Origin of the sequence: Hymenobacter cellulosilyticus (assembly GCF_022919215.1) — a bacterium.
Taxonomy (GTDB): Bacteria; Bacteroidota; Bacteroidia; order Cytophagales; family Hymenobacteraceae; genus Hymenobacter; species Hymenobacter cellulosilyticus.
In genome coordinates this window covers 5738241-5763189 of record NZ_CP095046.1, presented here as the reverse complement: position 1 = coordinate 5763189, position 24949 = coordinate 5738241, and the positions used below count along the sequence as shown (strand labels likewise).

Below are 24949 nucleotides of genomic sequence, written 5' to 3'. Positions count from 1 at the left end.
AACTTTGCTGTGGCCCCGGCCTCTCCGAACCAACCCCGCCCAGGGCCTGTTCTGCATCCTGAAACTTCTATCTTTGAGGCTGATTCCCACCCAACCCCACGTTATGTCATCCCAATCCGACGTCCTCTCGCCCAAGGCCAAAGCCGAGCACCGCAGCGGTTCCCTGAATGCCGCCGGCTTCACCGATTACTACGACATCGACGGCCTGCTGACCGAGGAGCACAAGCTCATCCGCCAGAGCATCCGCGACTTTGTCAAAAAGGAAATCAGCCCCAGCATCGAGAAGTGGGCCCAGGACAATCATTTCCCCTCCGAAATCGTCAAGAAGTTCGGTGATGTGGGCGCCTTTGGGCCTACTATCCCCACTGAGTACGGCGGCGGCGGCCTCGACTACATCAGCTACGGCCTGATTATGCAGGAAATTGAGCGCGGCGACTCGGGCATGCGCTCCACGGCCTCGGTGCAGGGCTCGTTGGTGATGTACCCGATTTACGCCTACGGCTCGGAGGAGCAGCGCAAGAAGTACCTGCCCAAGCTGGCCTCGGGCGAGTGGCTGGGCTGTTTCGGCCTCACCGAGCCCGACCACGGCTCCAACCCCGGCGGCATGGTGACCAATATCAAGGATATGGGTGACTACTACCTGCTCAACGGCGCCAAGCTCTGGATTTCGAACTCGCCCGAGGCGCAGATTGCCGTGGTGTGGGCCAAAAACGAGCAGGGCCGCATCAAGGGCCTGATTGTGGAGCGGGGCATGGAAGGCTTTACGACTCCCGAAATTCACAACAAGTGGAGCCTGCGCGCCTCCTGTACCGGCGAGCTGGTGTTCGACAACGTGAAAGTGCCCAAGGAAAACCTGCTGCCCAACGTGGAGGGCCTGCGCGGTCCGCTCGGCTGCCTCGACTCGGCCCGCTACGGCATTGCCTGGGGCGCCATCGGCGTGGCCATCGACTGCTACGAGTCGGCCCTGAAGTACTCCCTGGAGCGGGAGCAGTTTGGTAAGCCGATTGCCGGCTTCCAGCTCCAGCAGAAAAAGCTGGCCGAAATGATTACCGAAATCACCAAGGCCCAGCTGATGGTGTGGCGCCTGGGCATGCTCAAAAACGAGGGCAAAGCCACCAGCGCCCAGATCAGTATGGCCAAGCGCAACTCCGTGGATATGGCCCTGCAGGTAGCCCGCGAAGCCCGCCAGATTCACGGCGGCATGGGCATCACCGGCGAGTATCCCATCATGCGCCACATGATGAACCTGGAGTCGGTTATTACCTACGAAGGCACCCACGATATTCACCTGCTCATCACCGGCGCCGATATTACCGGTATTCAGGCGTTTAAGTAGCCGGTTTCGGTTGCGGTCAGAAAAAGGGCATCTTACACTCGTAAGATGCCCTTTTTGCTTTTCGAACTCTAATGACGCGGCGGTACCTGGTTTTTTTCTTTGTCCTGCTTCTCTCCGGCTGCTCCACGCTGGGAGAACCAACGCCGGGCTGGTGGAGCTTCTCGGAAATTCCCCTGGCGCAGCGGCGACACTTTCCCCGGAAGTGGTCCGGGCCCCGGCCAGTAGTCCCTGATACAACTACTCACCGCTTCGTGCGCAGCCTGCTGGCCCAGCGTAGGAAAGACCCTCGGCTTCCGGATACCTCGACCAGTTTCTGGATCGGCAGTACCCTATTTGATCGGTATCCCTACGTTGAACTTACTGACACTCTCATTGGGCGCCGGTGCGCTAACTGCGCCGATCCGGAATTATCAGGTGGCTTGCTACGGCAACTTGTGTTGGCCGATAAGATATTATTGGCGGAGGATACGGTCTTTATACGTCAGCAGTCGGCTAAGGCCGTTTGGTTTGAATTGCAGCAGCAGTGGCTGCCAGGTTACCAAGTTGTGAAGGTTGATACCTTGCAGGCTCTGGCCCAGAAAGCAGTTAAGCAGCATCAACCCCGGCGGCATATTTTAAAGGAAGCCTTTCAGATTCTGAATACTCGATATTCGGCCGATTCAAAAGCTCATGGTGCCATCTTCTACCTGAGCCAGCCTCTCTTCTCCAAAGACCTGCAAACGGTCATTGTTTCGGTGAATTATACCTTTGGTACCGATGGAGCAGGCACAACTTACGTGCTGCACCGGGAAAACCGCCGCTGGGAAATACTACTGAAACTCAGTAGCTGGATTAGTTAAACTAATTCTTCTGTTACAATCTTATTCAACATTATCCCATGGGCAGATCCTGTGAGCTAAGGTCAATTTCGGATACGGATGCGCAAGACTTCCTTCAGTATCCGCAGAAGCTGGCTCAGTTGGAAGAGGACCGATATCAGCGCGCCAAGGAAGCCTCCAAGCGGACCGGGGGCTTGTTGTACTCGGACACCGATAATTCGCAAAGCTGCTTCTATGACTGGGTCGTACTGGTCGCCCTGGTTTCCTGCAGCCACACCGCTTGGCATATCCTTGTCAACGAAGGGGAGCAGGTCGGGGAAGACGCTTGGGCACTGGGCTTCGAAGCCCAGATATTCAGGGCCCCGCAGGTGTTGCAGCTTAGCACTGCTTTAGCCAGCGCGTTGGCCGAAATGCCGGAAAGCCCCGCCGCGGCTCCCGCCGACGAACCCCAGCCTCCCGCCGGCTGGGAACTGCTTAACGAAGACGATTATCTGCCCTTTCTCTGGGAAGAGAACAGCAGCCGGGCGCCGGAGGAGGAACAATCACCGGCCCCGACGGAGCGGCAGATGCAGCAGGAACTAGCGCGCTTTATTCAGGAAGCGGCCGAAGCCAACCACGCCCTGCTGCTTCTTGGCTAGGACAAACAACCTAACTCTGAGTCATCTTCACCAAAACTTCTCATGGGCCTGGACTCCGTAGAGCTGATAGTTGCCATCGAAACGCACTTCGGCATAGCCATTCCCGACCGGGAGGCCGAGAACATTGCTACCGTCGGCGACGCCGCGACCTGCGTGACCCGCCACTTGCGGCTACCACCTGAAGAAGGCCGGTCGGCTGTTTTTACCGCTCTGCTAAAGCAGGTAAGCCAATGCCTGCCCGAACCCCACGCGCTAACCTCTGCCGCGCTGCTGACTACGATCTGGCCGCCGGCGCACGTGTACCAAGGCCTTGCCCAACTTGGCAGCTGTCTGCAACTAGCCGTTCCCGAATTGCCCCAACCCCGGCGCCATGCCCTGTCCTGGCTGTTTGATGCTCCCAAGCCCCCGGCTTGGACCACCCAAACCCTAGCCGACCTGGTCGACTGGATGGTTACCCTGAACCATGCGCAGCTGCTGCCCAGCGTAACCCGGCTCTATGACGTTCAGCGCGTTGTAGTCGGAATTACCAGCGACACCTGCGGCATACCCGTACCAGAAATCAAGCTCACCCACAGCTTCACGAATGACCTAGGCATCGACTGATGTTGCCGCTCCACTAACTCATAAAAAAAGGGCCACCCCACGCTGGGGAGGCCCTTTTCTGATGTTAGTAAGCTTACTTCTCCAGTACGTACACCGTCTGGCTGAAGACGGTATTGCCGGTGCTGGTCACCACGTTGGGCGTGCTGCTGATAACGTGCCAGCCAGCCTTGGTGTACTCATTTACCGCGGCCAGGGCGGCCTTGTGCACGATGGCCGTATTGGCGGCCATGCGCTTGGCGCTGCCCCGGCTGAAGTCGAGCTCCTTCTCCTTTTGGGCTCCGTCGGGCCGAGGGTGATAATAGAGGCCTGCGCGTCGAGGCCAAATGACATGTTGCTGATAACCATCATGGTGCCGCCGGCCTCAGCTGGCTTCGGGTAAAACGACCAGGTGCCGAGGGCGGTCAAGGTTAGAGCAGCGGCGAGTAATGCTTTCTTCATAAAACAGGGCAAACTAGAAGGTGTGAAATGCGGACAAGGTAGGCCGAAATATTGGCTGCCACAATAGCTCAACAGCAGCTGTTTTCCCCAGGATGCCCAGCACTGTTTTCGTTGCCGATGGTAACCAGCAGGAAGTACTACCCTGGGTGCCAGAAACCACAAAGCCGACCCCGGGCAGAGGCGGCTTTGTCAGCAGAGTGCAACCCAGCGGGTTAGTTTCTTTCCAGCAGGTAGACTGCCGTAGTTACCACATTGGGGCTTAGCATAGGATGTTCCGGGTCGGGGTTGCGGGTTTCGGTTTGCTGCATCTGGGCTACCGTCCAGCCCTGCGCGCGCAACTCGTTGAGCTTCATTAGCACCAACGCCTGGTATTTGTATTCGCCTTTGGCTTTGGTAGTCAGCGTCTCCTCGGTGACTTCCCCGCGCGGTGAAATAATCACCAAAACAGGCCTGCCGGAGCCCCCATAAACCGAGAGCTGCATGTACTCGGGCGCGGCAGCGGTCTTCGGATAAAACGCCCAGCTGCCCAAGGCCACTACTGCGAGGATGGCCGTAACAAAGATCTTTTTCATACCTCAGAAAATAACGAACCGAACGGCCGACCCCTACTGCGCTGCCATCGCGTCTTTGCGAAACAAATAGCGGGTCGTGGAGCCCTCCTGAGTGGTACTCACCAATTGCCAACCCTCGGCGCTTAGCTCGTTTAGCTTTTTCACTTCCAGCTGGTACAGCTTGTTATGGCCATAGCGCAGGCGGCGGCTTGCCCGGCTGGTCGAGTCGGGCGTGAAGCGGGCAATGCTGGCATTAACCATTTTGGCAGGGTAGGCCGTGGCCTCCACCTGAATTTCCTCGGTTTTGAAGGTTCCGTCGGGCTGTACCACCGTCAGGGAGGCCCGCTGGTTTGTATCTACGGTTTGTTCCAACTCTCGCACCAACATCAGGTAGCGGGAACTAGTCGATTGGCGTTGGGCAAAGGCAATGCTGGTAGTCAGCAGCAGGCCCAGCAGGCAGGTAATCTTACGCATGGCAATAGTAGAGTTAGAATGAAAGAATAAGACGCCTCACCACGATTCTTCAGTCTTTGACAAGGCACAGAAACCAAGCCAAGTACTACCTAAATCCTATATACTGGCTTGCTAAAGCCCCGCAAGCCAAGCTCCGCAAGGAGCTGAGCCATAAGCTTGTAAAATTTTGGCGCGGCCCGCCTGCCTGTCCTCGTTGGTCGTATACGCTTAACCACCAACCCACTACCTCAACGCTATGGATACGAACAACGAGCACGAAAACGCCGAGTCGCGCCGGCAGGAGCGCCGGGAGCACGACAAAGAGCAGTACCGCCAGCAGGGCGACGAAATGCGCCAGGGCGGCCCCGACCCCAACTTGAGCCACCACGACCGGACCCGCAGCGGCGACGGTAACTTCACCCCGACAGTCAGGCCGACACTGGCTCCTCCGACGGCATTGCCAAAACCACTGCCGGCAGCGGTGGCAACAACGGCGGCCGCTACCACAACCTTGACGAAGTAAACAACAGCAGCCCCAACGCTGACCAGGGCGGCACCCCGGGCGCCGGCCAGAGCCGGGAGCCCCAGCTGCGCACGCCCAGCGCCCAAACCTCGCACACCAGCAAAGGCCCTCAGAGTGAGGGCGGCGAAAGCCAGAGCCAGGGCAGCAAAAGCGGCAACCAAGCCTAAAAAAAGCAGTGTAGAGAGCCAAAAAGGCTGCCTCCGTCTGGAAGCAGCCTTTTTGCTTATTGCCATACCCGTCTACCGCAGGTCGTCAAAGGCATACTGGGCCCCGCTCCAAAACTCGTCCAGGGCCATCAGCCGGGGCTTAAAGAACGAAATCAGCTTGGGCCAGTCTTCCCGGTCAAACATATTGGCCGGGCGTAGCTCCCGGTAGATGCGGCTTAGCTGCTGCCCGTTTTCGTCTTCCACCAGCGGCTCCCAGGTCCAGGCTTCGCCCAGGCTTTCCTCCAACATCGTTTTGAGCTCCACAAACTGCTGAAAAAACAGCTCCCGAATGCCTGCGTCCGGATGAGTAATGTCGATGCTGATGGTGGCGTGGCGCACGTCGGCCCGCAGCCGGAAATACACGTGCTTCAGCCCGGTTTTGTAGTTAATCCAATTGGTCGGCACCCCTTCCGCCGACGGTACGGGGGCCATATATTGCCCAAACGTGGTCCAGAAAGCCTGGCGGAGCTGGGCTGCTTCGGTTTTGCTATACATGAGTTAAATACCAGTGTAAAAAACGCACCTGGGCGTCTTTATCGTTGCTGACGTTGTTGAAACTGCCTTGTACGAGGCGGCGCGTCCCAGGTGCTGCCTGGCTCTTTTGGTGGGGTACGTCCAGCAGTCAGGCTTGGCCGCCACGTATACGAAACACCGTTTGCCCGACTACCCGTCGCTGCCGGCTCCGCAACTAAAAGCTTACCTGCCTGCGGCCTTATGCACAAAACCTGCCGCGACTCCGTAAATTGGCCCCATGACTACTGCTTCCGCATCCTCTGCCCCCGACCTGATCTTGCTTGAATGCCTGGTGGCCGGCACCACCCACCGCGAGAATCTGAAAAAGCATGAGCCCAAGCTCTACGTCGACCAGGCGCTCCAGCTGGTGCGCGAGGCCGACAGCAAATACGACGACTGGGCCGTGAAAGTCCTGACTACCCCGACCGAAGGCAGCCTCTGGCTGGGCTACCTGCCCGAAGTGCGCAACGAAACCGTTGCCCGCCTCCTCGATGCCGGCTATACCCTTGGTGCCCGCCTCGTGCACAAAGCCTGGGAAGAAGATTGGCTCCACCTCGAAATCGAAGTGCTGCTGCCCGGCGGCACCCGGGTTTAAGCGCCCAAGGTTTAAATCAGGTCCGTCAGGGCGGCTATTTCCTGGCGGGCCTGCGCTACTTCGGGCTCCTCGGCAAAGTTGGCCTGCACCCACTCGGTAAAGCCGCTCACCATTTCGCCCACGGCCTGCCGGCTGCTCATCGGCCCGCGCGCTGGAGCCTCGGCGGCCACCGGCTCGTTGTCTTCCGCCGGCCCCGACATAAAGTCTTCCAGTCCCAGGGCCACCAGCACATCCGATACAAATACCAGCCCGCACACCTGCATGGCCTGGTAAAGCTGCACCAGCTCGGGCATGGTCAGGGTAAAGTCTTCCCCGGCCTGCAGCGTCCCCAGCCGCTCCGACATAGGTTCCAAGTTATGCGCCTGCAACGCCGGAATCTGGGTTACCGCCCGCACAAACTCCACTTCCGAGTCGGTCGGCAGGCTGTGCACCAGCAGCACCGCCAGCCGCACCATCTGCAGTTGGGGCTCATTAAAGCGCACATTCGCCACCGAAGGTAAGGGCTCCGCCTCCGTCCCCACCGACTCGCTGTGGATGTAGAAGGCTTCCTCAATCTGCAGCCGGTGCTCTACCAGTCGGCCGGCCACGGCCCGGTCGGTTTCCGACAAATGCTGCTCCACGGTGGCCAGAAATGCCTCGCTCAGTTCCACGCAGTACAGCTTTATAGCTACCAACTGCTCTTCCGAAACGTACATCTGCTGCCGCACAAACCGCAGCACGGGCTCGGCCAGCGAGGTATCCAGGCCCAGGCGGCCCAGTAGCAGCAAGTCGTACACCTGACCGGGCTCCTGCCGCAAGGCCTCTATCAGCTCCTCCTGGCTCTGTACTGTGTTCAGGCTAGCTACCGTGGCGGCCGTAATGGGCGTGAGCAGCATCAGCTGCTGCACCAGGGCCGACTCAGGCCGGCTAAACAGCTCGGCGCATACCATCCCGTGCAACGACAGGCAATGGGCCAGCTGTTGGTAGATGTCGGCGGGCAGGTTAGTAATCCAGGTATCGGAAAGCGAAAAATTCATAGACACGGCGAATAGGGACACAAAGAAGGGAAGAAAGGCTTATTTCCAGGCATCTAAAGCCGCAAAACCCTCTGTTTGCTAATAAGGATAGTAGATTTAGGAGGATAAATGCTAAATTTTACTAAAAATCGGGAGCATTTTGGGCGTCGAAAGCGTTACCTTTATTCAACGCAATACCTGAATATAGCCCCGCTATGCGCGAACCATTCATGACCGGTGGCACTGACCACATGGACTCCGGCGAAAAAGAGATTGACAAGGCCCTGCGCCCGCTCAGCTTCGCCGACTTCACGGGTCAGGCCAAAGTAGTCGACAACCTGCAAATCTTCGTGGGCGCCGCCAAGCAGCGCGGCGAGGCCCTCGACCACGTGTTGCTGCACGGGCCTCCCGGACTGGGCAAAACCACGTTGTCGCACATCATCGCCAACGAGTTGGGTGCCGGCATCAAGATGACCTCGGGCCCCGTACTCGACAAGCCTTCTGACCTAGCTGGCCTGCTCACCAACCTGGACCCGCACGACGTGCTGTTCATTGATGAGATTCACCGGCTCAATCCCGTAGTGGAAGAGTATCTGTACTCGGCAATGGAGGACTACCGCATCGACATCCTGCTCGATTCGGGTCCGAATGCGCGGTCCGTCCAGATTTCGCTCTCGCCCTTTACCCTTATCGGCGCTACCACGCGCAGTGGTATGCTCACCTCGCCGCTGCGGGCCCGCTTCGGCATCAGCTCCCGCCTGGAGTACTACGACGCCAAGCTGCTGACCGACATCGTGATGCGCTCGGCCGAGATTCTGGCTACGCCCATTCACGAGGATGCTGCCTTCGAAATTGCCCGCCGCTCCCGTGGTACGCCCCGTATTGCCAACAACCTGCTGCGCCGCACCCGCGACTTTGCCCAAATCAAAGGCACCGGCACCATCACCGTCGATATTGCCCAGTTTGCCCTCAACGCCCTCGACGTGGACGCCCGCGGCCTCGACGACATGGACAAGCGCATCCTGAACACCATTATCGACAAGTTCAAAGGTGGGCCCGTAGGTATCAGCACCATTGCCACGGCTTGCGGCGAAGAAGCCGAAACCATCGAGGAAGTGTACGAGCCTTTCCTGATTCAGGAAGGTTACATCAAGCGCACCAGCCGCGGCCGCGAAGCTACCGAAGCCGCTTACAAGCACCTCGGCAAGCTTATGCCCCAGCACCTGCGCGGCAACTCCCCGGCGACCTGTTCGGAGCTCCGGCCGAGGAGTAGGGTTGTTGAATTCTCACTTCGACTGTCACTGTGAGCCTGCGTGACAAGCCAGATTAAATGGTCAAAGCCCTTTACCAAGAAACGGTAAAGGGCTTTTTCGTTGTTAGAGCCGCCAGTGGGATAAGTGAGGAAGGTATTCTTTCCCTTTGCTTAGGATGACCGGCAGACAAACCGAATATCAACCCTGGATACTGTATTTTTGTAGTTAGCTATTTCCTGACTCATGCTTCCCACTGCCCAGTATACTGCCTTTATCAAGCGCCGCGCGGCGGAGCTGGGCTTTATGTACTGTGGTATTTCCAAGGCCGAGTTTCTGGAAGAGGAAGCGCCCCGGCTCGAAAACTGGCTCAACCAGCAGATGAACGGCAAGATGGGCTACATGGCCAACCACTTCGACAAGCGCCTCGACCCGCGCCTGCTCGTGGACGGGGCCAAGTCGGTTATTTCCCTGCTGCTGAACTACTATCCGGCCCCGGAAGACCAGCAGCCCGCCGAGGATACGCTCAAGATCAGCAAGTACGCCTACGGCCGCGACTACCACTTCGTCATCAAGGACAAGCTAAAAGAGCTGCTACACGATATGCAGCAGGAAATAGGGGAGGTGGGCGGCCGGGTATTCGTCGACTCGGCTCCAGTGATGGATAAGGTGTGGGCCAAGAAAAGCGGCCTGGGCTGGGTGGGCAAAAATTCCAACCTGATAACGCCCGGCGTGGGCAGCTTCTACTTCATTGCCGAGCTCATCGTGGACCTGGAGCTGGACTACGACGGCCCCATCAAGGACTATTGCGGCACCTGCACCAAGTGTGTGGACGCCTGCCCGACGGATGCCATTACCAACCCCTACGTGGTAGATGGCAGCAAGTGCATCAGCTACTTCACTATTGAGCTTAAGGACCAGATTCCGCAGGAGGTGGCGGGCAAGTTTGGCAACTGGGTGTTCGGCTGCGACATCTGCCAGGACGTGTGCCCCTGGAACCGCTTTGCCAAGCCCCACCAGGAGCCGCAGTTTCGGCCCCATGCTCAACTGCCCCACCTCAAGGCCAACGATTGGCAGGAAATAACCCACGAGTTATTCTCGGAATTGTTTCGGCAGTCGGCAGTGAAGCGTACGGGCTACGCGGGCCTAACACGAAACATCCGGTTCGTGACAGACGAACCGGATGCGCAAATGAGCTTAGAAGAATAGAGGAGGGCTAGACGGCCGAGGCAAAAACACGATTAAGAATGCCTTGGTAGACTTTAGCGAACTGTTGATAGCACCAGGCTTTCAACTCGGCTAACTCCGTCGGGACGAGCATGCGGAAACCTTTGCGCAGCTCTTTCTCAAATAGAATTTTGTCGAAGCTGACTTTTAGCAGGATGGTTTTTACGTATTCCAGCATCGGTCAAGGTTGTTTTGGGTAGGTTGGGTAGGAGTAGGTTGGGGGGCAGAGGTGTTATACGAGAGCTGCAGAAAAAGCTGCGGCTGGGAGGCTAATACGGGTGATGTTTATTGAAAGATACAAGAATAAGTTTTGATAGTGCAAGCTGAGCCGTCTACTTTAACCCTTTCTTAATACAAAAAAAGAACGGCCGAAGCCGTTCTTGAAAGTATTCCCAACAGGTGCGTAGCTGGCTGCTAGCTGTAAATGAACAGAGAAGCAATGGTGGAGGCCGTCGTTGAGCTTATGGGCTCATCAAATGCCTCGGCCAAGCTGAGCTTCGCTTTATCCGCAGTGGAGGTTACAATTTGGGTGGTGTCGTTGGGGAAGAAGGGGATTTTAGTATCCACGGCGGGCAGTTGCTGCCGGTCCAGGTCCTCGCCGATGTACACCGCGTCCGTAACGTCCTTCACCGTAATTACTTCTTCTCCCTTGCTAATCCAGGGGCGCACGTTGGCTCCCTGAGCGCGCCGCAGGCCCCGGATGTGGGCCGCGTGCCGGGCTTCCACGGCGTGAATGCGGATGGCTGCTTCCAGCAGGTCGTTGTCCGTGAAGAGGCTGTCGGCCTGGCCTTTGTAGGCTCGCACGCCGGTGTCTTCCAGCAACTGAGCCACTTTAAGAAAGGTGCTGAAATCCTGGAAAACGGTGGGGAAAAGCGCTGCCCGCGTGCCGTTTTTGCTGCCGGTAAAGTCAAACTTGGGCTTGTCGGGCAGGGCAGCCCCCGACAGGCGCAGGGTTTCCTGCAGCAAGGCTACGTGGTCCTGCTCGTGCTGGTAGATCTGCTGGAAGACGGCTTTGGAGGAACCCGGGAATACGAGTGCTGATGCCAGGGCCTGCTTGTAGAACTCACTTTCCAGATATTCCAGGGTCAGGGCCAGCGAAAAGGCATCGAGCACCGTGTTGGAGCGGCGGCCGTATGCCTTGGTGAGCATGGTGCCGAAAGCCAGGGGCACTGCCGCAGCTACTGCCCGGCGGCCAGTTTGGCCCAGGCTGGTCAGAGCCCCGCGGCGGCCACTTAGGCGCTGGTAGGATTCGGGGTCAACGGCGGCAAGATCAGCGAGCAGTTGGAGAATGTTCATGGCAAAGAATAAGCGGAGCCGCAGCCGGGTTAGGCAGTTGGCAATCCGGAAACGACGATGGTATAAGGGAAAAAGCTGGCGGCAGCGGCAATAACCTGCGGAGGCGTCAGAACGGCACCCAAACCGCCGGCACCTACCACGTCGCTGAAAGGATCAGCGGGCTGCACCAGGTCACGGATAAAGGCTGCGTGGCGGGCCTCCACCGAGGCAATCTTGCTGACCAGGGCCAGGTTGGCTTTCGAGGTAAACAGCTTAGCCGCCCCGTTGTAAGCAGCTACGCCCAGGTCCTCAAACGTGCGGGCCGCGGCCAGCACACCCGCCCGGGTATTGAAATTGATGGTAGTAAAGTTAAACTCGACGGTAGCCATGGCATTGCTGCCCAGAAGCTGCCGGAAGAATTCGCGGTGAATCACCTCGTGGTCGCGCACGTCGGTGAGGGCTACCAGCTCTCCAGCCTGCAGGTCGGCCGGGGGCGTGGTCACTACTTTCTGGTAGAAAGCGGCCTCCAGCTGCTCGAGCAGGAACAGGTAGTTGAGCAAGCCCGGGTCGCCGGTCCCCAGGTTCAGGGATATTGCCTCCGTATTGTCGGGCTCGACGGGGTCTTTAACACAGCCCGCAAGTACCAGTGTGGAGGCAGCAACAGTAGCACCGGCTACCCGAAAAAAGGAGCGGCGCCGCATCGTACGGGCCAGAAAGGAAGGAGAAGCAGACTCAGACATTAGCTAAAAATACGCGGCAGAAAGACTTGGTGGCCTGTTTATAGAAAAGCAGCTCTTACAAAGATACTCCGATAAACTGGGATGCCCCAATGACAGGAGTAACGAGCCCAGGCAAAGGTTGCGTGTGCCGAACTGGCTGACAAAAAACAAAAAGGGTGACTCCACTGCGGAGTCACCCTTTTTATTACTGCGAAGAGTAGTGCGCTTAGGGCTGCACCAAGCCGCCGGCGCGGGAGCTGTCGAGCACCTCGGCCCGGGTCAGAATCTCGTCGAACGAGGCAGCAGCATCAGCAGCCGAATAGGTAGTGCCCAGCTGCGTGGTCAGGTTTACACCCGACTGCGAGATGTTGCTCTCCGGAATGGCGCCGGTGTAGGTAGCACCCATTTCGTTGAGGCCCACCCAGGGCGTCTGGCCGCGCATCGTGCGGATGTGCGCGGCGTGACGGGCTTCTACAGAGTGAATCTGCAGGGCTACCTGCAACAGGCTGGTGGTGCCGGCCATGGCTCCAATCAGTGCCCCGGCCTGGCCTTTGTAGGCTCGCACACCGGTGTCTTCCAGGGCTTGCGCTACGGCCAGTTGGTCGGCGTAAGCAGCCGGGAAGGCCGAAGTCTTGAACTTCACCCCAGCCACGGGAGTACCGTTCAGGGCTTTGATCGTGTTGGTGAGCAGCGTTACGTGGGCCGTCTCGTGCTTTTTAATCAAGGCAATGGCCCCGGCGGGAGCACCGGTCGGAACCTGTCCGCCAGCAATCATCTTGACGTAAAAGTCTTCCTCGAGCAGTTCCAGCGTCAGGGCGTAGTTCAGAACGTCGATAACGGCGCTGCCGGTGGTTTGGCCGTAGGCTTTCTGAAACAGGGAGGCTACAAATACCGGAGCGGCAGCCAGGGCACCCTTTTTGGCGGTTTCGCCCAAGGTTTTGAAAGCGGCGCGCCGGGAGTCGAAGCGGCCTAATACGTCGGCGTCTACCTCCGACAATTGCTCGATGATGCGAAATATGTTCATGATGGGGAGTCGTTAAACGGAGAAGAAATTACTTGCCTACGCTGGTCGCGTCGAGCTTTTCCTTGATAAAGCCCTGAGCTGCAGCAATAACATCGACGGGCTCCAGGGCCTTGTCGAGGCCAGTGGTAGCGTCCACGATGGAGTCGTCGGCGAAGCTGCCGTTGGCAATCAAATCCCGCACGTAAGCTGCGTGACGGGCCTCTACCGATACGATCTGACCGGCAATAACCAGGTAAGCCGGCGTTTTGAGGTATTTACCAGCGCCATTGTAGGCCTGCACGCCCAAGTCCTCAAAGGTCTTGGCAGCAGCCAGCACGGTAGCCCGCTTGGTGAAGTCGATTGAATCGAAGTTGGGATTCAGGTTGGCAATGATCTTACCGGGCGCATCACGGTTGATAGCGGCCTTGAGGAAGTCGCGGTGAATGGCTTCGTGCGCAGCTACCTGATTAAAATACTCTTTCTCGGTGGCGGAGAAGTCAGCAGCGGGGCTAGCCTTTACCCGGGCGTAGAAAGCCGCTTCCAGCTGTTCCAGGGCGTAGGCGTAGTTAAGTACTCCCACGTCGCCCGAGCCCAGGCTTACCGCGCCGGGAGCTACCGTTTCGTCGTCGTCATCGTTGCAACCGGAAAGCAGCAGAGCCGTGGCTCCGGCCGTAGCGCCGGCGTACATAAAGAAAGAGCGTCTTTTAATCGGAACGTAGAGGGGCTTGGCGAACTCGGCCTCGTCTCCACCGGAGGTGATGATTTTAGACATGGGAGGAAATTGTAAGGGTGAAAGGGAAAAGTAGGCAAAGCGCTGCCAGTACGGCTTTTGCAGTCGTTTTTTGCAGGACAAAACCTAGAAGCTGTTGAGATTTGAAACCATTTACGGCACTGCTTCAAAATCGGATTGCTATTGTTGAGCTTTTTCTGTATACCAAATAGTGTATATAGAATTTGAGCAAGCGGGCGTTTACCGGCATCTGGCCTGGTAGAGACGTTTTTATGTAGCTTTGCGCCCTCATTTTTGCCTGTAGAATGACCACCAAACTGGGCGTGTTTTTTTTGCTGCTTCTACTCCTGATTGGGGTCGGAGGGGAGCTGCGCGCCCAGACTGGGCCAGGACAGGCCGACATCGTGCTGGGCCGAACCAGCTTTCCGGTCAACGACTATTTCACCATCAGCTTCCGACTGCACGGGGCTCCGCTGGAGCGCTACTCGCCCTTTCCCGATATCGAAGGCTTTAAGAAAAGCAGCAAGTCGAGCACTACGACCACGCGCATCGTGGGCGGGCAAACGTCCACGGAGCTGACCATTACCCAGCGCTACGCGGCCTACAACGAGGGCGAATTTGAGCTCAAGCCTTTCACGATGACCGTGAACGGGCTAACGGTGCAGTCGGCCGGGGCTAAGCTGCAGGTGCTGGCTCAGCAAGCCGTGGTGCCCCCACCGGCCGCGGGTGGGGCCGTGCAGGGCCTGGGGTTGCTCGATAAGCTCTTCGGCAAGCCCAAGCCCCAGGAGTACGTAGAGCCCCACGACAACGCCTTTATGGCCCTGGTACCCGATAAAGCCACGGTTTTTGTGGGCGAAGGCGTGCACGTGGGCCTGTACTTTTACCTGACGCCCGCCGACCAGGGGCTGCTGAGCTTCTATAACTTCGGGGGGCAGCTGCCCGAGATTCTGCGGCGCATGCGGCAGCGCACGGCCTGGGAAGAGCCCTTTAATGAGCAGGAAATCGTGCCCGAAACAGTGGTGGCCGGGGCAAAACCTACCTGCGCTACCGCCTCTACGAGGCCGAATATTACCCGCTGAACACCGAGCCGCTGACTTTTCCGGAAATTCCGCTGCAGATGGTGAAGTACCGGGTAGCCAAAAAGCCCGAAGTCGGCCTCGACAACCGGATGGAAGGCTTTAAAATCTACCGAACGACGCCGCGTACTATTGCCGTCAAGGCCCTGCCGCCACACCCCCTGCGCGACCAGGTACCGGTGGGCGACTACCGCCTGCGCGAATCTATTGACCGCACCACTTTCCAGACCGGCAAGGCTTTCACGTATTCGTTCACGGTGGAAGGCGAAGGCAATCTGGCTGCCCTAACTGCGCCGGTACTGCCTCCGCTGCCGGCCGGGGTGGAAGTGTACGGGCCCGATACTGAGCTGGGCGTAACCCGTCAGGGCGGGCGCGTAGGCGGAAGCAAGCGGTTCACTTACCGGCTAATTGGCCGCCGCCCAGGCGAGCTTGCCCTCGACAGTCTCTTTAGCCTGGTTGTATTCAATCCCGAAACGGCACGCTACGACACGCTGCGGCCGAGGTGAGGCCCCGGCTGAAAGGAGCCCAGAGCACGGTTGGGGTCTTCAATGCCCGCCCCGACGACCCATTCTACCAGGATGTGCTGGACTCGGCCGACAACACGCTGCAGCGCCGCGACGCTTATACCGAAGTGCGGCGCTACGCCAACTATATTTTGCTGGCCCTGGGCGTAGTGGCTTTGGTAGGCTGGTGGCGCAGCGGGCGTCGGGAGTAAGGCGGTATAAAAAGCACCGCCTCGACGAGTCCTGGTTACTGCTTACTAATTCGGAGCTGTCGGTTCAGCCCCTGGCCCGTTTCCACTAGATAGATGCCGGCTGGCAGGTCGCCCATAGAAATATGAGCGCCCTGGCCCTGCAGCTTTACCCGGCCCAGCATGTCACGGACGACATAGGATGTTGGAGAGGGCAGATGCAGGATATCCTGGACGGGGTTGGGATATGCCGGCGCCAGCTCCGCATCAGGAGTCTGTACGGGCAGGATTTGGCAACTCTGCAAAATGGCGGCCGTTGTGCAGCCGGCCGCGTTGTTGTCAAAATAGGCCGAACCCTTCCGCCGCAGATAGCTGCAGATCCACGGCTGCGCACAGGCGGCCAGCTGGGGTTATTTTGAATAAATAAAACTGACAGCGTGATGTAGGATCTATATGCAAAGCCCCCTCAATACCCCGCAGCCGGGGGTTGTTTCTGACGTAAATGACGTACGGCGCATCATCTCCTCCGAAGCCCGAGATGCTGTCTAGCAGGGCGTTGTTCTGAACGTAGATATAATTGCTGGAGAACACAGTGTTTCGAAACCCGGAAATCACAGTCAGTCCTGGGTTGGTGTCAATGTTGACAACTGCGGGCGAGCCGTTGTTAAAGCCGGATACCTTCTGCAGGGCGGGATTATTATTGATGTTGAGCTGCTGCCACACCCGTAGGCGATTAAAGCCAGGAATCTTTTGCAACAGTGGATTGGCCACCACGTTGCAGACGTTTACCTGCAAGCCTCCGCTAAAGCCGGGTATGGTTGTCAGGCGTCCACAGTTCTGAATAACTAGGTTACCCACTTTCCGCAAGTTGGCGAAGGAAGGAATCTGCTGCAGGGCGTCATTTTGGGTGAGGCTAAAATTATCTACAGTACTCAGGGACGTGAAACCCAGAATTTCCTGCAGGGCCGGATTATTGCTGATATTGAATTGCGACGGCTCCTGACTGGTTGGGCCCACCAAGGTCGCTAGGTTTATAAAGCCGTTAATTGAGCGAAGGGCTGTGCATTGCGAAATGGAAAACAGACCAGTTGCCTGCAACGCATTAAACCCAGTAATGCTTTCCAGGGCGGGGTTGCGGGTGATGCTGACCGTTCGGGCAGTTCGTAAGGAGGGGAAGCCAGCAATGGCCGTTAAGCCGGAGCTGTTGAAGATAGTTACGTCTCCTGTTACGGATTCCAGGCTCTGAAACGAATTGACACCCAGGCTGGGATTAGAAGTGGCCGAGTTAATTGTCAAGTTGCCACCGATAGTCCGGATATTGGCCAGGCCCTGAAGGCTGGTAAGGTCACCGACAGAGATGTAAACCCCGCCGGTGACTGCCGTGATACACGACAACGGCGATAGGTCAACGATTTTGTCAGGGTCAGTAGAAGCGTTACTGCCACCGTATATGGCAAGGCTCAAGGCGGTTGTGCAGCCCGACGCGGCTACGTCATTCACTTGCTTTTGCGACGTCAGGTTAAACGCACACTGTTGGGCAGCCCCCAAGCGGGTAATTGCGCAGAGCAAGAAGAATAGTAGAAGTTGTTTCATGGCCAAAGCTGAGGGGCACTTGAACTGAGCATCAGTATCCCAGAAGTATTACTTAATGCTGCACACGGTAGCCGGGGTGTTGCGCAAGCGAAATGCTTGCCCACGTAAAGCTAGGGCTATCAGCAGGCCAGGACAATACCTACTTTCGGGTACTTTTTCTTTTTGGTCAAGCCGGGGCAATTACAGGCTCGCTACTCATTTTTTTAATGGAATAGTGCAGGCTGGCGCTGTCAAGTAGCAATCGGTAAGCTGAAAGGAGCAGGGGTGCTCTGGTCGTATAGTGTACGCTTCGCTTTCAGGGTAAATCCTTTACAGCGTCAGGCCTGCTAACTCAAGTTTTAGCAGTTCCTTTGCGGCCAAACTGATGCTTTGCCCATGAACACCTTCGGTACCTTATTCCGCATTACCACCTTCGGCGAATCCCACGGACCCGGCATCGGCGTTGTCATTGATGGCTGTCCGGCCGGAATTTCCATTGAGGTAGCCACCATTCAGGCGGCACTGGACCGGCGTCGGCCCGGGCAGTCGGAGCTGACGACCCCGCGCAAGGAGGCCGACCAGGTAGAGGTGCTGTCGGGTATTTTCAACGGGCAAACGACCGGCACTCCCATTGGCCTGCTGATTCGCAACCAGGACCAGGCCAGCCACGACTACTCCCACATTGAGCACGCCTACCGCCCTTCGCACGCCGACTATACCTACGACCAGAAGTACGGGCAGCGTGACTACCGGGGCGGGGCCGCAGTTCGGCCCGCGAAACGGCGGCCCGGGTGGCGGCCGGCGCGGTGGCTGGCGAGTTTTTGGCCCAGCACGGCATCCGGGCCCTGAGCTACGTGTCGCAAGTAGGGGCCGTAGTGGTGCCCGTGGGCTATGAGCAGCTGGATCTGAGCCTGATTGATACGAACATGGTGCGCTGCCCCCACCCCGAAACCGCCGAGCAGATGACCGAGCTGATTCGGCAGACCCGGGACCGGCAGGATACCGTAGGCGGCCTGGTGACGGGCGTGGTGCTGGGCGTACCGGCTGGCCTCGGCGAGCCGGTGTTTGATAAGCTCCACGCCGAATTAGGCAAGGCCATGCTCAGCATCAACGCGGTGAAAGGCTTCGAGTACGGTTCCGGCTTTGCGGGCACGCTGCTGTTTGGCTCCGAGCACAACGACGCCTTTTACACCGACGAGCAGGGCCAGGTGCGCACCCGTACCAACCACTCGGGTGGGATTCAGGGCGGCATCAGCAACGGGCAGGATATTTACTTCCGGGTGGCCTTCAAACCTGTGGCTACCATTCTGCAGCCTCAGACTACCATTAATGACCAGGGCGAGGAAATAACCCTGGCCGGCAAAGGCCGGCACGACCCCTGCGTGCTGCCCGGGCCGTACCCATCGTGGATGCCATGACCAACCTGGTCGTGGCTGATATGCTGCTGCGGGCCCGGGCCAACAAGGCGTAAGGCGCCGGCAAGTCTCTGAGCTTCTGGCACTGCGTAGCCACCCGATAGTCATTCTGGCGGGGCCAGAACATATCAAACTGCCACTACTTGCGTACCTTCGCAACATATAGCGCGTGGCACGGTTTTACCGCCACTGCTGTTTACTACTTTAGCGCAGCTTCCTGCGTTTTCTCTATCGTCTCCAAGTCTTTCAAACATGGCTGATACCCTCACTTCCCCGCTGCCCGGTTTCTATTTACGCCGAAGCCAGCCCCAACCCGAATCCATGAAGTTCGTGCTCAACACCCAGCTGCTTAGCGACGGGGTGAGCGTGGATTATCCTAACCTGGAGGCCGCCGCCAACTCGCCGCTGGCCCAGGAGCTGTTCAACTTCGACTACGTGAGCCGGGTGTTTATTGCGGCCAACTTCGTGACCATCACCAAGGCCTCGGACCTGACCTGGACCCACCTGATTCCCGAGCTGCGCACTTTCCTCAAGTCGTACGTAGAAGCCGGCGGACCCATCTTCACCGTGGACCCCGTGGCCGAGCAGAAAGCTGCCCACGAGGCCGTAGCCACCGGCGACGCCTCCGAGCAGGATCAGCAGATCAGCCAAAAAGTAATTGACCTGCTCGAAAACTACGTGCGCCCAGCTGTAGAGCAGGATGGCGGCAACATCACCTTCCGCTCCTACAACAAGGGCGTGGTGACCGTAAACCTGCAGGGCTCGTGCTCGGGCTGCCCCTCGGCCACCGTTACGCTGAAGTCGGGCATCGAAAACCTGCTCAAGCGCATGGTGCCCGAAGTAACCGAAGTCGTAGCCGAAGGCATTACGGTGTAAGTACTCCCCGCATTGATATAGAAAAGCCCGGCTAGCAGTAGCCGGGCTTTTTTTGTGGTGTGCTGCCTAGGGCTGCGTGTGGTTGTAATCAGTAAAAAATAAATTCCATTACAACCACGCTGGCAGTAATCGACTGCTTATAATCGAAATTAATTTTATTCCATTACAACCAGACTGGACCTCACCACCTACCGGCTTTTGACGGTAAAGGCCCGGCTCACATTGAAGCCGAAGTAGATGTCGCCGTCGAAGAAGTTGCCGGTAGTGCGGGGTACAAACAAGCTTTCCTGCATGCCCTGGGCATTGGTGAAGTGCAGCTGAAACACGTGGCCGCCGGTTTCGATATCGACGCCTACACCCAGGGCGTTGCGCATAGCATCGGCGGTGGAGCCGGGCAGCAAGTAGAAGTAGTCGGCCGTGAGAGCCAGGCGCTTGGTGAGCTTCTGCCGCACGGCCGCGCCCAGGGCGTACACGTCGTTTTGGTCCCGCTTGGTGTCCACGAAGTTGCGGTGCACCAGCGTGGGCATAAGCTGCACCGACAACGACGAACTGAACTTGCGCGCAATCAGGGCCTGGTAGGTGTAGGTCAGTCGGGTTTTGTCGGTGCGCTCAGGCTCCGCGAATTTCAGCGAGGTAAGGGCCGACGTGGCTAGCAGCGTCAGCGAAACCGGCATGGCGTGGGTGCCGGTGCTTTGCCGCAGGGCCTTGTATTTGACGAAGCCGTCGAAGGTTTTTTCCTGGGAGCTGCGGCCCACACCCAGAGCCAGCCGGTCGGTGAGGCCGTACTCGAAGCTTAGGCGCAGCACGGCCTGGTCGAGGCCGAAGAAGTTATAGGCCCCGCTGTTGAGCGTCCCGAAGCGGTGCTGAATCAGGAATAGCAGCGTGCCTTCCCCGGCGTCTCCACCGACTGGGAGTTGATGATGTGGGTGCCCTTGAAGGTAGCCAGAGTGAAGTCGGGTACGCGGGAGCGGGTGCTGTCGGCGGCCTTAGCTTCCAGCTCCTGCAGCAGGTCGTCGTCCTGGGCCAAGACTGGCAAAGCGCCGAGCAATACGAATAGCAAGCTGCCGAGCAGTTGCCGCAACGGGAAAGGGCGAAGTAGGCTCATCGGGCAACGGCGGTTTGGGACGTGGGCGCTGGGTCGCAGCTGAAGGCCAGGGTGACTTCCATGCTCTTGGCAATATTGTCGCGGACCAGGGCCGGAATTTCGATATTGTAGTCGGCTGGGGCCACCGCAAACTTGGAGGTTACCAGCAGGCGGTTGTTTTTCAGCTCCAGCGTACCCGGCACTTTCACCCGGCGCTTCACCCCGTGAATAGTCAGGTCGCCTTCTACCTGCACCGGCCGGGGCCGGCCGCCGGTAGCTGCCCGGCCTGAAAGCCCGCAATCCGGCCCACAAATGTGGCCTTTGGGTACTTGTCCGATTCCACGTAGTTTTCATTGAAGTGCTCCTGCATCAGGGTCCGCTTGAAAATGAACGACTTCATAGGCACACTAAAGGCCACTTTGCCCGTGTTCAGGTCCAGTACGCCGGCCGCCTGGGTGCTACGGCCCTCTATGTCTTCCAGGGGCGTGCCGGAGAAAAAGCGGATCATTCCGTCCTGGGTCGAGTATTTGCTCTGGGCCTGGGCGGCGGGCGGCAGCAGCAGGCAGAGCCCGAGTAATAACAGCGTTTTCATAGCAGGGCAGGCTTAGTTATTGGGGGCTTTGTTTTCCACCCACTGCTTGATGCGGGCCACGTCGCAGTCCGAAAGCTTGGGCATTCCCAGGGGCATAGGGTCGAAGCCGGGGGCGTGGCTCGTGACGCCCACCAGCATACCGTTGTCGGCGTAGCGCTTGGCCTGGGCGTAGCCTTCCAGGTTCACGTTGCCGCTCGGAAACCGGGCGCTGTGGCAGTTGCGGCAGCTTTGGTCCAGGATGGGCGAAATGGTGGCGCTGTAGGTGGTGCTCGTAACGTCGCACTGCACCGTGGGCTGCGCGGCAAAAAGCTCCTCCGCGTTGTCGTAGGCGCAACTGCTGAGCATAGCCAGTCCGCCAACCAGAAAAAGTACTGGGCGTAGCATATAAAGCAGGAAATGGTGGCAGACAAAACCGGCGCGGGGCGCGGTCAGGACCCGGCTAGCGGGTCGGGAGCAGGTGGTATTTAAGGCTGAAAAACACGCCGGCGCTGCTGAGCTTTACTTTGCCGAAGCCTACGCCGCCCAATGGCACCTTCACAAACGGCTCCCCCTGCACCGACCAGCGGTTGGCCAGGCTCCGCTCATAGCCCGCCGAGAGGTTGACCACGCTCAAGAAGTGGTTGGAGCCTTTGCTGATGTTCCAGTCGCGGGTGTAGTACTTCCCATAGTACTCGTAGTCGTAGGCATACTGCTCGTCGCGCATCAGCAGGGAGGTGAGCCCAGCCGATACAAACACGGCCATATTCTCACGATTGAGCACGTCGTAGCGCAGGTTGATGGGCAAATCAGTAATGCGGCACACGGCTCCCACTTGGTCGATGGTATAGTTGGCGTCCCAGGTGCCAGCGGGCACGGTGTAGTCACTGCCGCGGGCTACGTAGCGTTTCACGGAGCGAATGGCCGCCACATTGAGCCGGAGCCGGTTGGTGAAGCGGTACTCCACCACAATGCCCAGGTTGCTGCCGGGGGAAGTGGTTGTGGTCCAGCCCACAGTGCTTAGCTCCGGGGCATACAGTCCGCCAATACTGAGGCGGTAAGCCGGCTTCGTGCGGGCCGGCTGTTTGGGCTTTTGGTTATTCACAGAGTCCGCCGGGGCCGGCGCGGGCAGCGGGGTAGTGGGCCCTGCTGCTACCGAAGCAGCAGTAGCGGCCGAGTCAGCGGGTGGCGGGGTGGCTCCTGAAGGGCTGTCGGGTAGGGGCTCACCACCCGGCTGCAAAGCTGCTGCAACAGCTGTTTCAGAAGCCACCGGAGCGGAGGCCACCGTCTTGTCGGCGTCGGGCGTTACGGACGCGGGCACTGGAGCCTCTGGGCGGGGCGTGAAGGTAGGGGCTACCGGCAGCTCAGCCGCCGGCAAACCCGCCGGAACTTGAGTTGAACGCTCAGGCGCCGCCGGCGTGAGTGCCGCCGGGTGGGCAACCGACCTTCCAGCACTCGGGCCAGCCGCCACCACTGATTCTGTTGGGTAAGCCGTAGCCATGGTCTGAAAAGCCGGATTCGGCTTCCGAGTTGGTACTACCGCTATTGGCAGGCGGAAAGAACTCCGAGCTGGCCGGGTAGTCCGCCCGGGGGCTGTATTCGGCAGCGCGGCTTCAACTGGCGCGGGTGACGAAACTGCTGGAGTAGCTTCTGGTCCTGAAAGGCTCGGCAGGGCCACGGCAGCCAGGGTAGCAGCCGGTTGCCGACGAGCCGCAACGCCCTGGGCCGGAGTAGTTGATTCTGGCTTGGAAAGGATAGTCGGCGTAGCGCCTGGAGTTGCCGCTATTGAGGCAGGAGTTTGTCTGGCTGCCTTTCCGGCCTGGGGTTGTTGCGAATAGTTAGAATAGCTCAGCCAGCCCAGTAGGGCTAGCAGTAGCACCACGGTTTCCAACGCGAAGATGCGTACCACCTTCTGGCGCACGAGCTGCCCGGCGGCGGCTTCGTCCAGCTTCCGCTCCATCTGCAGCCAGGCGCTGAGGTTATGTTCGTCGGGATAGTTCTCGGCACTTCGCTGAAACAGCGCGTCGAGTTCCTCATCCGACATATCCGGCGTACGCATGGTGGTTGGTTTGTTTAAGAAGGTGCTTTAGGTGGGCACGCGCCTTGGACAGGTTGGATTTCGAAGCTCCCACTGAGATGCCCAGCTGGGTGCTTACTTCTTCGTGGGTAAAACCGTCGATGACGTAAAGGTTGAAAACCGTGCGGTAAGCCGGGGAAAGCTGCTGAATCAGGTGCAGCAGCTCATCATAGGAAAGGGTATCGAGAGCGGAATGGCCGGTGTCGGCTTCGGCAAAAGCCACGTCATTGAGCTCCTGCTGGTGCTGATGCTTTTCCTGACTGCGGTAATGGTCGATGGCCGTGTGAATCATGATGCGCTTGAGCCAGCCCCGAAACGAGCCGCTGACTTCGTGGCGGGCCACGTCGAAACGGCTCACGTCGCGGAACACCTTCAGGAACCCGTCGTTGACAGCCTCCATGGCCGCGTCGCGGGTGCGGGTGTAGCGCAGGCAGATACTCATGGCAAAGTTATAGTACAGCCCATACAGCCGCCGCTGCGCGTCGCGCTCCGCCCGCTGGCAGCCAGCCAGTAGGGCAACAAGCATCTCGGGGTCGTGGTCAGGTTGGGGCACGGCGGCGGGGGATATATCCAACGACTCGGAGGGCGGCGAAGAATGGTTGCCTCAGTTTATAAAATTTAATAAAATGGCTGGGCAGCAGCTACTAAAACGGCAACAAAAAAGCCTGACCGGCATGGTCAGGCTTTTTTGTTCGGCTATGAAATCGAATTAACCCAGTGAAGCGGGTCAACCCGTACTTCTTTATTGAACTGTGGTCGATAGCTTGGGAGCGTCGGCGTCGGTGATGACCGTCGAAGTGGTCGTGCCACGCTCGCGGGCTTCCTTGCGGCCGTAAGTGTCGAGGATAATCGGCGTAGCGATAAACAGCGACGAGTACGTACCGAAGATAATACCCACGATCATGGCGAAGGAGAACGAACGCAGCGTCTCACCACCGAAGATGTAGAGTACGATTACTACCAGGAATACGGTGGTAAACGTAATCATCGTGCGGGAGAACGTGCTGTTCAGGGCCGGGTTTACTACCTGGGCAAACGTCAGGTGCGGATTCTCGCGCAGGTATTCCCGGATCCGGTCGTAGATAACCACGGTGTCGTTCATCGAGAAGCCGATGATGGTCAGCACGGCGGCCACGAAGATCTGGTCCATTTCGTAGTTCAAACCGAACAGACGGGCAATGGGGTAGGCAGCAATAACCAGCAGGGCGTCGTGGAACAGGGCCACTACGGCCGCCATCGAGTACTGCCACTTTTCGAAGCGGAACAATACGTAGACGAAGATACCCAGCAGGGTCAGGCCCAGGCTCAGTACCGAAGTCTTCTTGATGTCGTCGGCAATGGTAGCGCCTACTTTCGAGGTGCTCTTGATCTGCGGATTGTCGGCGCCGTATTGCTTCAGGCCAGCCAGCAGCGCGTTCTGCACTTTCTCGTCGGCAGCGGTGCTTTCATCCTCGGCCAGGTAGCCGGTGGTGATGCGCAGGCGGGTCGGCGAGCCAAAGGTTTTTACCTCCGTACCAGCACCCTGGAAGTCATCGGCCAACGATTCTTTGATGTCGGAAGCAACTTCAGCCTTGTTGAAATCAACCACGTAGCTGCGGCCACCGCGGAAGTCAACCCCCAGGTTGGGGCCACCCTGCACGGCCATCAGCACGAAGCCGATGATGATGAAGATGGTCGAAACGGCATAGGCAATCTTGCGCTTGCCCACGATGTCGAA

The 24949-nt window shown here is 58.4% G+C and carries 31 protein-coding genes and 2 pseudogenes; 13 read left to right on the top strand and 20 right to left on the bottom strand.

The features are described 5' to 3' along the window. Window positions 1-103 precede the first annotated feature (103 nt). The 4 genes from MUN79_RS28185 (at window position 104) to MUN79_RS28170 (ending at window position 3395) form a co-directional block, all read left to right on the top strand. Window positions 104-1336, top strand: coding sequence for an acyl-CoA dehydrogenase family protein (locus tag MUN79_RS28185; RefSeq protein ID WP_244675761.1), 1233 nt, complete (start codon window positions 104-106; stop codon window positions 1334-1336). A 251-nt stretch (window positions 1337-1587) separates the two neighbouring features. Next, window positions 1588-2175, top strand: coding sequence for a hypothetical protein (locus MUN79_RS28180; protein ID WP_244675760.1), 588 nt, complete (start codon window positions 1588-1590; stop codon window positions 2173-2175). Between the two features lie 38 nt (window positions 2176-2213). Then, the gene (locus MUN79_RS28175; RefSeq protein WP_244675759.1) at window positions 2214-2792 is read left to right on the top strand and encodes a hypothetical protein; all 579 of its coding nucleotides are present in this window, start codon (window positions 2214-2216) and stop codon (window positions 2790-2792) included. A 42-nt stretch (window positions 2793-2834) separates the two neighbouring features. After that, window positions 2835-3395, top strand: coding sequence for an acyl carrier protein (locus tag MUN79_RS28170; protein ID WP_244675758.1), 561 nt, complete (start codon window positions 2835-2837; stop codon window positions 3393-3395). A 73-nt stretch (window positions 3396-3468) separates the two neighbouring features. Here the strand turns inward: MUN79_RS28170 and MUN79_RS28165 are convergent, their stop codons facing one another. The 3 genes from MUN79_RS28165 to MUN79_RS28155 all read right to left on the bottom strand — a co-directional run bounded on the left by MUN79_RS28165 (window position 3469) and on the right by MUN79_RS28155 (window position 4858). Continuing rightward, window positions 3469-3624 (bottom strand): hypothetical protein, encoded by a 156-nt coding sequence (locus tag MUN79_RS28165; RefSeq protein WP_244675757.1) that lies wholly within the window; start codon window positions 3622-3624, stop codon window positions 3469-3471. A gap of 421 nt (window positions 3625-4045) precedes the next feature. Further along, the gene (locus MUN79_RS28160) at window positions 4046-4405 is read right to left on the bottom strand and encodes a hypothetical protein (RefSeq protein ID WP_244675756.1); all 360 of its coding nucleotides are present in this window, start codon (window positions 4403-4405) and stop codon (window positions 4046-4048) included. 33 nt (window positions 4406-4438) lie between these two features. Continuing rightward, window positions 4439-4858 (bottom strand): hypothetical protein, encoded by a 420-nt coding sequence (locus MUN79_RS28155; RefSeq protein ID WP_244675755.1) that lies wholly within the window; start codon window positions 4856-4858, stop codon window positions 4439-4441. A 235-nt stretch (window positions 4859-5093) separates the two neighbouring features. On the opposite strand from MUN79_RS28155, the gene MUN79_RS28150 reads away from it, so the two are divergent. Beyond that, window positions 5094-5360 (top strand): hypothetical protein, encoded by a 267-nt coding sequence (locus tag MUN79_RS28150; RefSeq protein ID WP_244675754.1) that lies wholly within the window; start codon window positions 5094-5096, stop codon window positions 5358-5360. Between the two features lie 239 nt (window positions 5361-5599). Here MUN79_RS28150 and MUN79_RS28145 read toward each other — a convergent pair whose 3' ends face one another. After that, window positions 5600-6061, bottom strand: coding sequence for a DUF4268 domain-containing protein (locus MUN79_RS28145; RefSeq protein ID WP_244675753.1), 462 nt, complete (start codon window positions 6059-6061; stop codon window positions 5600-5602). 256 nt (window positions 6062-6317) lie between these two features. On the opposite strand from MUN79_RS28145, the gene MUN79_RS28140 reads away from it, so the two are divergent. After that, on the top strand, window positions 6318-6674 hold the full coding sequence (locus tag MUN79_RS28140) for an HIRAN domain-containing protein (protein WP_244675752.1): 357 nt from the start codon (window positions 6318-6320) through the stop codon (window positions 6672-6674). 11 nt (window positions 6675-6685) lie between these two features. Here MUN79_RS28140 and MUN79_RS28135 read toward each other — a convergent pair whose 3' ends face one another. Beyond that, window positions 6686-7690, bottom strand: coding sequence for a hypothetical protein (locus tag MUN79_RS28135; RefSeq protein ID WP_244675751.1), 1005 nt, complete (start codon window positions 7688-7690; stop codon window positions 6686-6688). A 194-nt stretch (window positions 7691-7884) separates the two neighbouring features. On the opposite strand from MUN79_RS28135, the gene ruvB reads away from it, so the two are divergent. Further along, the gene (gene ruvB, locus MUN79_RS28130; protein ID WP_244675750.1) at window positions 7885-8976 is read left to right on the top strand and encodes a Holliday junction branch migration DNA helicase RuvB; all 1092 of its coding nucleotides are present in this window, start codon (window positions 7885-7887) and stop codon (window positions 8974-8976) included. A gap of 189 nt (window positions 8977-9165) precedes the next feature. Next, window positions 9166-10128, top strand: coding sequence for a tRNA epoxyqueuosine(34) reductase QueG (queG, locus tag MUN79_RS28125; protein WP_244675749.1), 963 nt, complete (start codon window positions 9166-9168; stop codon window positions 10126-10128). 7 nt (window positions 10129-10135) lie between these two features. Here queG and MUN79_RS28120 read toward each other — a convergent pair whose 3' ends face one another. The 5 genes from MUN79_RS28120 to MUN79_RS28100 form a co-directional block, all read right to left on the bottom strand. Continuing rightward, entirely contained in the window at window positions 10136-10324 is a 189-nt protein-coding gene (locus tag MUN79_RS28120; RefSeq protein WP_244675748.1) for a hypothetical protein, read from the bottom strand. 236 nt (window positions 10325-10560) lie between these two features. Beyond that, window positions 10561-11442 carry a ferritin-like domain-containing protein gene (locus MUN79_RS28115; RefSeq protein ID WP_244675747.1) on the bottom strand — a complete coding sequence of 294 codons (882 nt, stop codon included), beginning with the start codon at window positions 11440-11442 and terminating at the stop codon, window positions 10561-10563. Between the two features lie 29 nt (window positions 11443-11471). Further along, window positions 11472-12161 carry a ferritin-like domain-containing protein gene (locus MUN79_RS28110; RefSeq protein ID WP_244675746.1) on the bottom strand — a complete coding sequence of 230 codons (690 nt, stop codon included), beginning with the start codon at window positions 12159-12161 and terminating at the stop codon, window positions 11472-11474. Between the two features lie 205 nt (window positions 12162-12366). After that, a complete protein-coding gene (locus MUN79_RS28105) occupies window positions 12367-13164 on the bottom strand; it encodes a ferritin-like domain-containing protein (RefSeq protein ID WP_244675745.1) in 798 nt (265 codons plus the stop codon). A gap of 28 nt (window positions 13165-13192) precedes the next feature. Beyond that, window positions 13193-13915 (bottom strand): ferritin-like domain-containing protein, encoded by a 723-nt coding sequence (locus MUN79_RS28100; protein ID WP_244675744.1) that lies wholly within the window; start codon window positions 13913-13915, stop codon window positions 13193-13195. Between the two features lie 263 nt (window positions 13916-14178). Between MUN79_RS28100 and MUN79_RS28095 the strand changes: the two genes are divergently transcribed. From MUN79_RS28095 to MUN79_RS28085, 3 genes are read left to right on the top strand one after another with little or no spacing between them, the layout of a single operon-like run. Then, on the top strand, window positions 14179-14952 hold the full coding sequence (locus tag MUN79_RS28095) for a BatD family protein (protein ID WP_244675743.1): 774 nt from the start codon (window positions 14179-14181) through the stop codon (window positions 14950-14952). 38 nt (window positions 14953-14990) lie between these two features. Beyond that, window positions 14991-15455 carry a BatD family protein gene (locus MUN79_RS28090; protein ID WP_244675742.1) on the top strand — a complete coding sequence of 155 codons (465 nt, stop codon included), beginning with the start codon at window positions 14991-14993 and terminating at the stop codon, window positions 15453-15455. Further along, the gene (locus MUN79_RS28085) at window positions 15452-15664 is read left to right on the top strand and encodes a hypothetical protein (RefSeq protein ID WP_244675741.1); all 213 of its coding nucleotides are present in this window, start codon (window positions 15452-15454) and stop codon (window positions 15662-15664) included. Before MUN79_RS28090 ends, MUN79_RS28085 begins: the two co-directional genes overlap by 4 nt. Before the next feature lie 35 nt (window positions 15665-15699). Here MUN79_RS28085 and MUN79_RS32150 read toward each other — a convergent pair whose 3' ends face one another. After that, complete coding sequence (locus MUN79_RS32150) at window positions 15700-15945, bottom strand: T9SS type A sorting domain-containing protein (protein WP_375378206.1); 246 nt, start codon at window positions 15943-15945, stop codon at window positions 15700-15702. Between the two features lie 34 nt (window positions 15946-15979). Then, complete coding sequence (locus tag MUN79_RS28080) at window positions 15980-17233, bottom strand: receptor L domain-containing protein (RefSeq protein ID WP_244675740.1); 1254 nt, start codon at window positions 17231-17233, stop codon at window positions 15980-15982. Between the two features lie 375 nt (window positions 17234-17608). On the opposite strand from MUN79_RS28080, the pseudogene aroC reads away from it, so the two are divergent. Both aroC and MUN79_RS28070 read left to right on the top strand, forming a co-directional pair. Then, window positions 17609-18683 (top strand): annotated as a pseudogene (aroC, locus tag MUN79_RS28075) (chorismate synthase). 203 nt (window positions 18684-18886) lie between these two features. Beyond that, a pseudogene (locus MUN79_RS28070) lies at window positions 18887-19503 on the top strand (NifU family protein). Window positions 19504-19691: 188 nt separating this feature from the next. Here the strand turns inward: MUN79_RS28070 and MUN79_RS28065 are convergent. The 8 genes from MUN79_RS28065 to secF form a co-directional block, all read right to left on the bottom strand. Then, window positions 19692-20372: a DUF5777 family beta-barrel protein gene (locus MUN79_RS28065; RefSeq protein WP_244678409.1), complete on the bottom strand. Its 681-nt coding sequence runs from the start codon at window positions 20370-20372 to the stop codon at window positions 19692-19694. Further along, entirely contained in the window at window positions 20372-20608 is a 237-nt protein-coding gene (locus tag MUN79_RS28060; protein ID WP_244675738.1) for a hypothetical protein, read from the bottom strand. The genes MUN79_RS28065 and MUN79_RS28060 overlap by 1 nt, the downstream gene beginning before the upstream one ends. Next, window positions 20605-20841 carry a YceI family protein gene (locus MUN79_RS28055; protein ID WP_244675737.1) on the bottom strand — a complete coding sequence of 79 codons (237 nt, stop codon included), beginning with the start codon at window positions 20839-20841 and terminating at the stop codon, window positions 20605-20607. The genes MUN79_RS28060 and MUN79_RS28055 overlap by 4 nt, the downstream gene beginning before the upstream one ends. Continuing rightward, complete coding sequence (locus tag MUN79_RS28050) at window positions 20832-21179, bottom strand: YceI family protein (RefSeq protein WP_244675736.1); 348 nt, start codon at window positions 21177-21179, stop codon at window positions 20832-20834. Before MUN79_RS28050 ends, MUN79_RS28055 begins: the two co-directional genes overlap by 10 nt. A gap of 12 nt (window positions 21180-21191) precedes the next feature. Next, window positions 21192-21563 (bottom strand): hypothetical protein, encoded by a 372-nt coding sequence (locus MUN79_RS28045; RefSeq protein WP_244675735.1) that lies wholly within the window; start codon window positions 21561-21563, stop codon window positions 21192-21194. A 55-nt stretch (window positions 21564-21618) separates the two neighbouring features. Continuing rightward, the gene (locus MUN79_RS28040) at window positions 21619-23214 is read right to left on the bottom strand and encodes a hypothetical protein (RefSeq protein ID WP_244675734.1); all 1596 of its coding nucleotides are present in this window, start codon (window positions 23212-23214) and stop codon (window positions 21619-21621) included. Further along, window positions 23189-23785, bottom strand: a complete 597-nt coding sequence (locus tag MUN79_RS28035; protein WP_244675733.1) for an RNA polymerase sigma factor — start codon at window positions 23783-23785, stop codon at window positions 23189-23191. Before MUN79_RS28035 ends, MUN79_RS28040 begins: the two co-directional genes overlap by 26 nt. A 189-nt stretch (window positions 23786-23974) precedes the next feature. Then, complete coding sequence (secF, locus tag MUN79_RS31575) at window positions 23975-24940, bottom strand: protein translocase subunit SecF (protein WP_311136627.1); 966 nt, start codon at window positions 24938-24940, stop codon at window positions 23975-23977. Window positions 24941-24949 lie beyond the last annotated feature (9 nt).